Raw genomic sequence first — 11,560 nt, 5'->3', positions numbered from 1 at the left:
CTTCGAGAGTGATGCAAGCTGCATAACGATGAATCAGGCTGTCTGCTTGCGGTATTGCTCCAGTATGGCATCTGTTGCGACACTGATCTGCGCGGCAACCTGGGTATCGCCCGGACAGGCGCGCAATCCGTTCAGATCATCGACGATACTCTGGATGAATGGCTGCTGGACATGGGGCGGATTGGGGATATGCATTTCCTCCACACCGCTGGCTGTGATCAGGCGCAGCGGGGTATCGGCAAAGAATTCAAACTCGATCCGTCCGTGCGTACCGGTGATCTCGATCCGGTCGGCCTCATCATGGCCAACATAGCACCAGTTGCCAGTACCACTCACGCCGGACGCATGCTGCCAGCTGGCCGTAACAGTATCTTCCACGCCATAAAGACCACCGCGATTGCTCGCCTCGCCATGCACAGCGGTAATCGGGCCGAACCAGAAAGACAGCGCATCGAGCACATGCACGCCCATATCGAGGAACTTGCCGCCCCCCGCAACTTCGGCTTTCAATCGCCACGGCAGGGTTTCGGGTGACAACTCGGCAGGCGTCGGCCGCTGGCGCTGCAACACGCTGACCATACAGACGGTGCCAATCGCCCCGCCATCGATCCAGTTCTTTACTTGCAGGAAGCGCGGCATGGCGCGGCGGTAAAACGCCACGAAGAGCCGCACACCGGCGGCCTGGCAAGCCGCGATCATGGTCTCGCATTCGGCATGGTTCATGGCCATCGGTTTTTCGACATAGACATGCTTGCCTGCCGCGGCGGCCTGCAAGGTCAGCGCCCTGTGTTCCGCCGGCGGCGTGGCGATGTAGACGATATCGATCTCAGGATCGGCCAGCAATGCCTCGGCATCTGGATACACACGCGAGATATTGTGGCGCTGCGCATAGGATTGCGCCTTGGACAGCGTACGGTTCGTCACGCCCAGCAGGGTGGAATTCTCTGCCTTGTAGAAGCCAGGACCGCTTTTCACCTCGGTCACGTCACCACAGCCGATCATGCCCCAGCGTATCGTTTTCATGTTTCGCATCGCTCCGTTCATTCAGTCGGCACGAAGAAGCGCTCGGCGAGTGATTCAAGTCCGACGGTTTGCAGGATCTCGGCCAGGCGAGCGGCTGCGCGCTGGCCCGGTAGCCCTTTCCAGGTCGCGATGATCAGCTCGTTTTTCATCGAATGTTCCCAGCCGACAAGCTCGGTCACGTTCACCTGATAGCCATGCGCTTCGAGTTGCAGGCAACGCAGCACATTGGTGAGGTGGCTGCCGAATTCGCGCGTATGGATCGGATGGCGCCACAACTCGGCCAGCGGAGACTTCAGTGCGCGGCCCTTGTTCTTGCGCAGCTCTGCGGCCACTTCGGCCTGGCAGCAGGGCACCAGCACAATCGATCGCGCCTTTTTCATCAAGGCAAAACGAATGGCATCATCGGTGGCGGTATTGCAGGCATGCAGGGCAGTAACAATATCGATCTGCTCGGGCAACTCGGTCGAAACCATCGAATCGGCGACCGAGAGATTCAGAAAACTCATGCCCTCGAAGCCCAGCCGATAAGCGAGCTCACGCGAATGCGTCACCAGTTCGTCACGCGTTTCGATCCCCCAGATCTGGCCGGCCGGGGCGCGTTCCTTGAAAAACAGGTCGTAAAGAATAAAGCCCAGATAGGATTTGCCCGCGCCATGGTCGACCAGATGAATATCGGGGCGATCAGCCAGGACATCCTGCAACAGGGGTTCGATGAACTGGAACAGGTGATACACCTGCTTGAGCTTGCGTCGGCTATCCTGATTCATCTTGCCGTCGCGGGTGAGGATATGCAGCTCTTTCAGCAGCTCGACCGACTGGCCGGGGCGGACTTCATAGGTTTTGGTCATGGGGAAACTCGGTAAATGTGCGGATCAGACCACTTGCAACTGCAACGGGAGCATTTTGAATAAGTCAGCGAGAAGGTGCAGGACAAGGAGCACGGCGCGCAGAAACCGCAATGTATATGGGAATACATGAGGATTTCGAGCACCGCGCGACGCAGTAATGCGCCTTCGCAGCAATTATTCAAAGGCTCCTAAAGTCAGGTACAGGCGCAGATCAAATTCCAGTTGCTGGTAATCCGGCTCCATATGGCAGCACAGCTGGTAAAACGCCTTGTCGTGGTTTTTTTCCTTCAGGTGCGCGAGCTCATGAACCACGATCATGCGCAAAAAATCGGCAGGTGCGGATTTGAACAGCGATGCCACCCGAATTTCGTTCCTGGCGGCAAGCTTGTTACCCTGCACTCTCGACATCGCGATATTGAGCCCAAGCGCGTTCTGCACGACATTGATCCGGCTGTCATACAGCACCTTGTTGAGCGGTGGCGCAGTGCGCAGATAGCGATTTTTCAGCTCCTGCGCGTAGGCATACAACGCCTTGTCACTCTGAATCGCATGTCCTTGCGGATACTTGCGTTCCAGATGCTCGGCCAGCTTCCCGCTGGCCAGCAACTGGCGCACCTGCTGCAACACCGGCTCGGGATAGCCGCGCAGATACGCCAGTTCCATGTTTACTTGCCCCAGCTGTCTTTCAGCGTCACCGTGCGATTGAACACGATCCGGCCATTGCCGTGATCCTTGCGATCCGCCACGAAATAGCCATGGCGTTCGAACTGGAAGCTGGTACCGGCAGCCGCTTGCGCCAGTCCTGGCTCGGCATACGCAGTCACGATCTGCATGCTGGCCGGGTTGATTGCCTCAAGGAAATCGCGTCCGCCCGAGCCCGGCTCGGCCTCGGTAAACAGGCGATCGTAGAGACGCACTTCAGTCGCTACGCCGTCAATGGCAGATACCCAGGTAATCACACCCTTGACCTTGACGCTGTCCGCACCTGGTGTGCCGCTCTTGGTATCCGGCACGATCTGGGCCAGTACCGCAGTGACCTTGCCCTCGGCATCCTTCTCGCAACCGGTACACTTGATCACATAGCCATACTTGAGACGCGCCATGTTTTCCGGGAACAGGCGGCGGAAACCTTTTTCCGGCACTTCCTGGAAATCCTCGCGCTCGATCCAGACTTCGCGGGTGAGATTGAATGCGCGCTTGCCCATTTCTTCGTGGTGCGGATGCACCGGCGCGGAACACGGCTCGGCATGGCCCGCACCAAAAAGATCATCCCAGTTCGTGAGTTTGAGCTTGAGCGGATCAAGCACGACCATCGCACGCGCGGCTTTTTCTTCCAGATCGTCGCGCAGTGCGCCTTCCAGCACCGAATAGTCGATCCAGGTATCGGCCTTGGTCACGCCGATGCGCTCGCAGAAGAGCTGGATCGCCTCCGGCGTAAAACCGCGACGGCGCAGACCGACGATAGTCGGCATACGCGGATCGTCCCAGCCCTCAACGTGCTTTTCGGTAACCAGCTGCATCAGTTTGCGCTTGCTGGTGATCACGTAAGTCAGGTTCAGGCGCGCGAATTCGATCTGGCGCGGCAGCGGATCGGTAAACAGCCCGGCATCGCGCAGGTTTTCGAGCAACCAGTCGTAGAACGGACGCTGGTCTTCGAATTCCAGGGTGCAGATCGAATGGGTAATCTGCTCCAGTGCATCCTCGATCGGGTGTGCGAAGGTATACATCGGGTAGACGCACCACTTGTCGCCGGTGTTGTGGTGCTCGGCAAAGCGGATGCGGTAGATCGCCGGATCGCGCATATTGATGTTGGGCGATGCCATGTCGATCTTGGCACGCAGCACGAGGCTGCCCTCTGCGTGTTTGCCGTCGCGCATGTCATGAAACAGGCGCAGGTTTTCCTCGACCGGACGATCACGCCAGGGAGAATTCTTGCCCGGATTGGAAAAATCGCCGCGATTGGCGCGCATTTCCTCAGGCGTCTGCTGATCCACATAGGCCAGACCACGTTCGATCAGCGTTTCCGCTGCGCGGTACATGAAATCGAAATAGTTGCTGGCGTGATAGAGGTGTTCCTGGCCGAATGCATTCCAGCCAAACCCCAGCCATTGAATCGCATCCAGAATCGAATCGACATATTCCTGGTCTTCTTTTTCTGGATTCGTGTCATCGAAGCGCATGTGGCAAACGCCATCGTAATCACGCGCCAGACCGAAATTCAGGCAGATCGATTTGGCGTGACCAACGTGCAGATAACCATTGGGCTCCGGCGGGAAACGGGTACGGATTTTGGCCGGATCGGCCACACCAGCGGCGTGACTTGCCGCATCGCCAGGCTGGCCGCCCCAGCGGCGGCTGGCAAACTTGCCGGCAGCAAGTTCGGCATCGATGATATTGCGGATAAAGTTGCTGACAACAGGGGTTTCTGAGCTCATGTCCGAAAACTTGTTATATCAAACCAAAACGTGATTCTACCGGAACAATGTAATCACGGAGGCCGAAGGAATCTGCGAAAGGTATAAATCCACAAAAACAAACCCCGCCGCAGCGGGGTTGCATCTTGATGCGTGTTGCTGGCTTCAAACATCCTGGCCTTCTTCAATCCCCTGATGGCTGGCCGACTTCTGCGGCAGGATCAGATTCAGAAGAATGGCAAACAGGCTCACCAGCCCGACACCCGTCAGTGCAAAGGCGCCGAATTTCAGTGTCAATCCGCCGATGCCGCAGGTCAGCACCACCGCCACGATCACCAGATTGCGCGGCTCCATCAGATCCACCTTGGCATCCAGCATGGTTTTCAGGCCAATACCTGCGATCGTGCCAAACAGCAGCACCATGATCCCGCCCATCACAGGCATCGGAATCGATTGCAACAATGCGTTGAACTTGCCAAAGAATGCCATGCAGATGGCAAAAATCGCTGCCCAAGTCATGATCACCGGATTGAAGTTGCGCGTGATCATCACCGCGCCGGTCACTTCGGCATAGGTTGTCACGGGCGGGCCGCCGATCAGGCCAGCAACACAGACACCCAGGCCATCACCGGCCAGCGTGCGATGCAAGCCAGGTGATTTGGTGTAATCGATACCGGTCACGCCACCGATCGCCATCACACCGCCAACATGTTCGATCGCTGGAGCAATCGCCACCGGCAGCATGAACAGGGCAGCATACCAGTTGACTTCTGGCGCCACGAAATGCGGCATGGCAAACCAGGCAGCATTGGAAATTCCGCCGAAATCAACAAAGCCGACCATGCTGGCCGAGATATAACCGACCACGACCCCTGCCAGGATGGGAACCAGGCGGAACATGCCCTTGGCATAGATCGCCACCATGATGGTGGTCGCCAACGAGATGCCGGCCAGCACCAGCGAGGTTTCATAATCCATCACCTGCTTGCCGCCAGCCTGCCCCATGGCCATGCCGGCAGCAGCTGTCGCCACGGTCAGACCGATGATCATGATGATCGGGCCAATCACAACAGGCGGCAGGAGCTTGTGCACGAAATCCATGCCTTTCCAGCGAACCAGCGCAGCAAACACGAAGTACATGAAACCGGCCGCGAACAGACCGAACTGTGTCGCGCCCTGCCCCCAGGTTTGCATGCAGTAGATGATCGGCGCAATAAACGCGAACGAAGAGCCGAGGAAGATCGGCACTTGTCGGCCGGTACAGGCCTGGAACAGCAAAGTCCCGACACCGGCACCGAGCAATGCCATGGCGGGGTTGAGCCCAGTCAGCAACGGTACAAGCACCAACGCGCCGAACGCCACGAACAATATTTGTGCGCCGGAGACGGCTTGCTTCAAGGTCGCAAACATCGAGTTACTCCCTTACGGTCAAATTTGAAAGTAAATAATTTAAAACCGGAGATAACGGTTTCAGGGCGCGAAGCCCGCAGCACAGACACCGGAATGGGCGTGTTGCCCATGAGGATGTCGAGCAGCGCGCGACAAAGCCATGAGACCGTTAGCTCCGGTTTTATTTGGTACCGAAGATCTTGTCGCCAGCATCACCCAACCCCGGAATGATGTAGCCGTGCTCGTTGAGATGGCTATCGAGCGCAGCCGTGACAATTTCCACATCCGGGTGCCGGTCGTTCACCAGCTTTACGCCTTCAGGCGCAGCCACCATGACGATGGCCTTGATATGCTTGCAACCATTGCGCTTGAGCATGTCGATCGTGGCGGCAAGCGAACCGCCGGTTGCCAGCATCGGATCGATGATCAGGGCAATGCGTTCATCCAGGCTGCCGACAAACTTTTCAAAATAGGGAACCGGTTCAAGCGTTTCTTCATTGCGATAGAGACCGACCACGCTGATCTTGGCCGAAGGCACCAGATCCAGCACGCCATTGAGCATGCCCAGGCCAGCCCGCAGAATCGGTACCACGGTCAGTTTCTTGCCCTTGATCTGGCGAACTTTCACCGGACCACACCAGCCATCGATTTCGACTTCTTCGGTTTCCAGATCGCGAGTGGCCTCATATGCCAGCAAACGTGCCAGTTCTTCGGTCAGGATACGAAACTTGTTGGTACTGACATCGGCTTCGCGCAGCAAAGACAGCTTGTGCTGGACCAGCGGATGATTGACAACGGTGATTTGCACGGCGCAGCCCTCATTCAAGACAAACTCGCAGATTCTATCCAAGTCAGCAAACTCTTCCATTGCGGATTCCGGCAAGTCGTCAATATCGACACCGGTTTCACAACCACAGGATTCCGAACAGGATGGTCAATACCGTCAATGGCGCACCCACCTGGAAATAAGGCCAGAATCCAACTTTTACCCCATCACGCAAGGCACGTTGCGCCACGATCAGGTTGGCGACCGAGCCGACCAACGTGAAATTCCCGGCCAGCGTCGAAGCCATCGCCACCACCAGCCAGGCCTGTTGTGGATCACTGAAATTGGCAACAAAGGGCTTGAGCATCAGCACCGCGGGTACATTGCTCACCAGATTGGAAAGTACTGCAGTCATCACCGACAGGGTTGCCGCGCCATTCATATGCTGCTGCGCCACGTTCGCGATCAGCTCTGGCGACAGCACCACCCGTTCCAGTGCCGCCACAACCACAAACAGCCCGGAAAACATGACCAGCAGCGGCCAGTCGACTTCACGATATACCTTGTACAGCTTGATCCGGCGGGTAAACAGCATGATCGCGCCCCCCAGGATGGCCACCTTGGCCACCGGCTGGCCCGCGAAAAACAGGGCAATCATTGCCACCACAACCAGCAGTGACTTGATGACAATCGGCCGGTTATAGCGAGGCGGCCTTACCGTTTCGAGCTGAAACAGCCGGCCATTCAGAAATTCGTGCCGATAGATACCGGCGATCAGGGCAATCGTGAGCAACAAGCCAACGATCGCCACGGGCGAGAGGGCTGCGGCAAAATGCGCATACGGGATATGCGACAGGCTGCCGATGATCATGTTCTGCGGGTTACCCGTTATCGTCGCCGTACTGCCCACATTGGAGGCCATGGCCAGTGCCAGCAAATAAGGCACCGGATTGCGCTTGAGGCGCATGGCAATATCGAGCACCAAGGGCGTCATCACGATGCAGATCGTATCGTTCACCAGAAAGGCCGAAAGCACGCCGGCGACCAGCACGATCAGGGTCAGCAAGGCGATCGGACGTCGTGCCCGGATCACCACCCACGCATTCACCAGGGCAAAAAAACCGGACAAACGCAGGTTTGCCACCACGATCATCATGCCCAGCAGCAACGCGATCGTATTGAAATCAACAATGGCATAGGCTTCTTCCAGTGTCAGCACGCCCAGCCAGACCATCAGGCAGGCGCCCAGCAAAGCTGCACCGGCCCGATCCAGGTGCAATCCCGGCAGCTTGCCGATGGCCATGAAAAGATAAGTTGCAACAAATACCGCCATGGCGATAAACACGCTGGCATCCTGCCAGGCGAGCCCGGACCCGGTTATGGTTGTCATCAATGGGATTTCCTTGCCTGAACGATCATTGCCGCGACGCCTGATAAAAGGTTTTGATAAACTCGCAGGAGTTTACTCTGGCAATTTCTTATCGGGAAAATCCATGCAAGTTCGTCATTACCTGATCGCACTCGCGTTATTTGCCGCAGGCCATGCCCACGCCAGCGATGTTGACAATATCCAGCAACTGATCCAGTCCAAACAGTATGGCCAAGCACTGGAGCGGGCCAATCAATCACTGAGCGCCAATCCCAAGGATGCCCAGCTGCGGTTCCTGAAGGGGATCAGCCAGACCGAACTGAATCAACTGGATGAAGCCATCCGGACATTTTCGGCCCTGGCCAACGATCTCCCCCATCTGTCGGAGCCCTACAACAACCTGGCGGTGCTCTATGCCAGGCAAAATCAGCTGGAAAAAGCGCGAACAGCCTTGCTGCTGGCGATCCAGACCAACCCGGGTTACCCGGTCGCACATGAAAATCTGGGTGACATCTACTTGCGCCTGGCCAGCCAGTCCTATGAAAAATCGCTGCAGCTGGGCAATTCATCCGATGCGCTCAAGGGCAAGCTCAAACAGACACTGAAAATTCAGGGAAAACCGATGCCGCCCGTTGCGGCCCCGCCTGCAACCCGCTAATCGCTGCGGCTATTGATTGCCTGGCAGCACAAAACCGAATATTCCGGCCAAGAGCCTGTTCACGATCATTTCACCGCAGCGCCAGACAGGAAAAGGGTTAGCCACAAGGCGAACGACGCTGGCAATAACGGGTTATTTCCAAGGCGTTCAACGCAGTGGATGGCCATTTTCCTGCCTGGCCCGGCGGGTTCCGGGCATTGCCGGCAGCCGCCGGCGTTACAAACCGCTTGTGGTACACGTACCACGGCACGGTTTGTGCCTTGGCCTCTATCCGGCACTGCACAGAACGCTGCGGTGAAATAATCGTGAGCAGGCTCTCAGACACAAATAAAAACGCCTGCGAAATGCAGGCGTTCTCATGCGTTTCACCACACGGCCAATCAAGCTGGCAGATCTGCCAGGTAAATAGCAGGCTCGCCTTCAAAGTCCGAAGTAAACAGCACGCGCTTGTCATCCGGTGTGAATGACGGGTGCGGATGTGTAACCTGACGGTTATTGCGATAGACCTTCCACGAGCTCTTGTGCGCCACCACCGGCTTGCAGGTTTTGGCAGCCACATCAAACACATAGATAAACGGATCATTCTCGACCTGGTGTGCACCGGCATCGCTGACATCGACCGGGGTATCGCAACCATCCCCCACCAGCAAGGTGCCGTTGTAATTGCTCATCAAATGCGAGCAATGCGGCATTGTCATGATTTCCTTGTCTTCCAGCGTGATCGGGTCGGCAGCACGAATCCAGCGATCCTTGTGCCCCTTCACGAAAGAAACATAAATCATCTTCGATCCATCCGGCACCCAGAACTCATGGGTACATGCTTCGCCCGGTGCATGCTCTTTGATCTTGCGCTTGTTACTGCCGTCCTCGTTGATCAGCCACATGCGCGCGTCGACCAGATCGTGCGGGCCTTCATGGCAGAAAGCCACGGTATGATCATCGAACGGGCGATAGATGGGGTGTCCCATCCAGCACTTTTCATCCAGCAGCACTTCGGCCTTGCCGCTGGCAATATCAATGCAAATCAGGCGGCTGCGCGGCTGTTTGTGATACTGCTCGGCAAACTTGCTCCAGTCGGTCAGCGGGATATAGTCGGCATCGAACATTTCAATGCCCACCAGCTTGGTACAGGCAGAATTGGCCACCCAGGTACCATAGCCTTTCCACAATTCCGGCACGGTATAGATAACTTCTTCTTCCAGCGTATCGAGCTTCACGCGTTTGAGCTGGCGCTCATTCTTCACATAGTAGAGATAGTCATCATTGGGCGAGAGAAAGCAACCAAAGGTGTTATCCCCTGAACCTTCAGTCAATTGGGTCGCAAGCTGTGTCTGCAGGTCCAGCAGATAACAGTTCCAGTCGTTATCGAACCAGCCGCCAAACAGCAATTTGTTGCCGTCGTTGGTGAAACACTTTTGATAAAAATAGTTGCGATGGCAGGTGACATCGGTCGGTGTCAGGCGTGTTACGCGCACGCCAGTATCCTGATCGATAAATTCCTGAAAATTAAGCTTGATCTTGTCGCCCTTAGCCATAATGACCTCTTTCAAAAGTGCGTAAAAAAGGCAACGCCCCGATAAAACATCGTGCGGACATTGCCTTGGTGTAACAGCCGGACTGCCCTGCGACAATCCGGCGACTGGGATTAACGCAACCGGCGCAATTGCGCGTTGGTTTCGTCGACCAGCATCTTGGCAGCTTCCTGCTCGCTGACCTTGCCCAATGCGGCCTTCTCGAACACTTCACGCACCCATTGCTGGATACGGTTGTGCTCCATCAGCGGCGACGGATAGTCGTGCTTGATGGACTGGATCTGCTTCATGGCCTTCAGTTCCAGATCGGTGAACTTCTTCTCTTTGATCAACACGTCCATCTGGGTCTTGGACATCGGGGCGCCACGTACGGTACCCAGAATCTCGGCCGCTTCCGGCGATTGCAGCAGCCAAGCTACAAACTTGGCAGCGACTTCCGGATTCTTAGAGTTCTTGCTCACCGCGAACATCATGGACGGGCGACCGAACATGCCCGAGTTCTTGGCACCCGGCATGGTCAGGAAATCACCCACATCAAAGTTCATGGTCTTGGGCGGGGTCGACAGGCGTGGCTTGAACGTCGAATCCCATGTGTAGTTACCGGCAAACTTGCCAGCCACCCAATCCGGCATCTGTTCGGTCGGACGCTCGGAATCACCACCGCCGGAACTCACGCGGTACTGTTGCGTGGGGCTCGCACCGGTCGTCACCATGCTGTTGAAGAACTTGACCCAATCCAGTGCTTCAGCTTCAGTCAGGGCAACCTTAGGCTGGTTCGGATAGATCCAAGGCTTGCCGGTTTTCTGCTGGATGTAGGCATGAGAAATCAGGATACGGTCATACAGTTGGCCATCGAGCGGATGGAAACCCTTGCCCAGCTTCTGTTCGAATACCTTGCCTGCTGCAAGGAAATCGTCCCAGGTCTTCGGCAACGGCAGACCAGCCTTGTCCCACATGGACTTGTTCCACAGATAGACACGGGCGGTATAGGAAATCGGCAACGCATTGAGCTTGCCGTTGACCATACCGGATTTCCAGGATTCGCCGCTGAAATCATCCAGCTTCACATCCTTGCTCTTCTTCAGGTCATAGAAGCCATCACCAGTCTTGGAAAACTGGGAAATCCAGGCCCAGTTGATCTGCATGATGTCTGGCTCGTTGCCACCGGCAATCTGGGTAGTAAGCTTTTCAGCGTAACCACCAAAACCACCATATTCAGCCTTGATGTTCACGCCCGGATTCTTGGCCTCGAATGCCTTGATCGCCTTCAGCGTAGCTTCGTGGCGCTCGCCACCGCCCCACCAGCCGAAACGCAGCGTAACGTCAGCAGCCATTGCGCCCTGCGCAATCAGGCCGATGGCCAGTGCAACACCAGTCAGCTTTTTCATCATGGGTTTCATCAGTCCTTCTCCTTGGTTATGATTGGTACCGCTACTTACAACGAAACGTTGTTACCGGACTCTGCATCAAAGATATGGCAGTGATCCATTCTCGGGCAGAACTCATACTGCTCGCCACGACCCTTCTGGAAGATCTCCTTCAGGTTGTCTGCTTCCATGCG

10 protein-coding genes are annotated in these 11,560 nt (G+C 56.3%); 1 reads left to right on the top strand and 9 read right to left on the bottom strand.

Going from position 1 to position 11,560, the window contains the following annotated elements; genetic code table 11:
- Positions 1 to 33 precede the first annotated feature (33 nt).
- From AC0KVQ_RS13290 to AC0KVQ_RS13260, 7 genes are all read right to left on the bottom strand, one after another.
- The gene (locus AC0KVQ_RS13290) at positions 34 to 1,023 is read right to left on the bottom strand and encodes a Gfo/Idh/MocA family protein (RefSeq protein ID WP_473421651.1); all 990 of its coding nucleotides are present in this window, start codon (positions 1,021 to 1,023) and stop codon (positions 34 to 36) included.
- Between the two features lie 17 nt (positions 1,024 to 1,040).
- Positions 1,041 to 1,871, bottom strand: a complete 831-nt coding sequence (locus AC0KVQ_RS13285; RefSeq protein ID WP_473421650.1) for a class I SAM-dependent methyltransferase — start codon at positions 1,869 to 1,871, stop codon at positions 1,041 to 1,043.
- A 174-nt stretch (positions 1,872 to 2,045) separates the two neighbouring features.
- The gene (locus AC0KVQ_RS13280) at positions 2,046 to 2,534 is read right to left on the bottom strand and encodes a M48 metallopeptidase family protein (protein ID WP_473421649.1); all 489 of its coding nucleotides are present in this window, start codon (positions 2,532 to 2,534) and stop codon (positions 2,046 to 2,048) included.
- A gap of 2 nt (positions 2,535 to 2,536) precedes the next feature.
- Positions 2,537 to 4,306 carry a glutamine--tRNA ligase/YqeY domain fusion protein gene (locus AC0KVQ_RS13275; RefSeq protein ID WP_473421648.1) on the bottom strand — a complete coding sequence of 590 codons (1,770 nt, stop codon included), beginning with the start codon at positions 4,304 to 4,306 and terminating at the stop codon, positions 2,537 to 2,539.
- Between the two features lie 144 nt (positions 4,307 to 4,450).
- The gene (locus AC0KVQ_RS13270; protein WP_473421647.1) at positions 4,451 to 5,695 is read right to left on the bottom strand and encodes a uracil-xanthine permease family protein; all 1,245 of its coding nucleotides are present in this window, start codon (positions 5,693 to 5,695) and stop codon (positions 4,451 to 4,453) included.
- A gap of 160 nt (positions 5,696 to 5,855) precedes the next feature.
- The gene (upp, locus tag AC0KVQ_RS13265) at positions 5,856 to 6,482 is read right to left on the bottom strand and encodes a uracil phosphoribosyltransferase (RefSeq protein ID WP_473421646.1); all 627 of its coding nucleotides are present in this window, start codon (positions 6,480 to 6,482) and stop codon (positions 5,856 to 5,858) included.
- Positions 6,483 to 6,579: 97 nt separating this feature from the next.
- Positions 6,580 to 7,830, bottom strand: a complete 1,251-nt coding sequence (locus tag AC0KVQ_RS13260; RefSeq protein WP_473421645.1) for an anion transporter — start codon at positions 7,828 to 7,830, stop codon at positions 6,580 to 6,582.
- A gap of 103 nt (positions 7,831 to 7,933) precedes the next feature.
- Between AC0KVQ_RS13260 and AC0KVQ_RS13255 the strand changes: the two genes are divergently transcribed.
- A complete protein-coding gene (locus AC0KVQ_RS13255) occupies positions 7,934 to 8,467 on the top strand; it encodes a tetratricopeptide repeat protein (protein ID WP_473421644.1) in 534 nt (177 codons plus the stop codon).
- A 380-nt stretch (positions 8,468 to 8,847) separates the two neighbouring features.
- Here AC0KVQ_RS13255 and AC0KVQ_RS13250 read toward each other — a convergent pair whose 3' ends face one another.
- The gene (locus AC0KVQ_RS13250) at positions 8,848 to 10,002 is read right to left on the bottom strand and encodes an oligogalacturonate lyase family protein (protein WP_473421643.1); all 1,155 of its coding nucleotides are present in this window, start codon (positions 10,000 to 10,002) and stop codon (positions 8,848 to 8,850) included.
- 110 nt (positions 10,003 to 10,112) lie between these two features.
- Positions 10,113 to 11,399 carry an ABC transporter substrate-binding protein gene (locus AC0KVQ_RS13245; RefSeq protein ID WP_473421642.1) on the bottom strand — a complete coding sequence of 429 codons (1,287 nt, stop codon included), beginning with the start codon at positions 11,397 to 11,399 and terminating at the stop codon, positions 10,113 to 10,115.
- Positions 11,400 to 11,560 lie beyond the last annotated feature (161 nt).

This window comes from Formivibrio sp. oc-25 (genome assembly GCF_055810895.1).
This window is presented reverse-complemented; position numbering and strand designations above follow the sequence as displayed.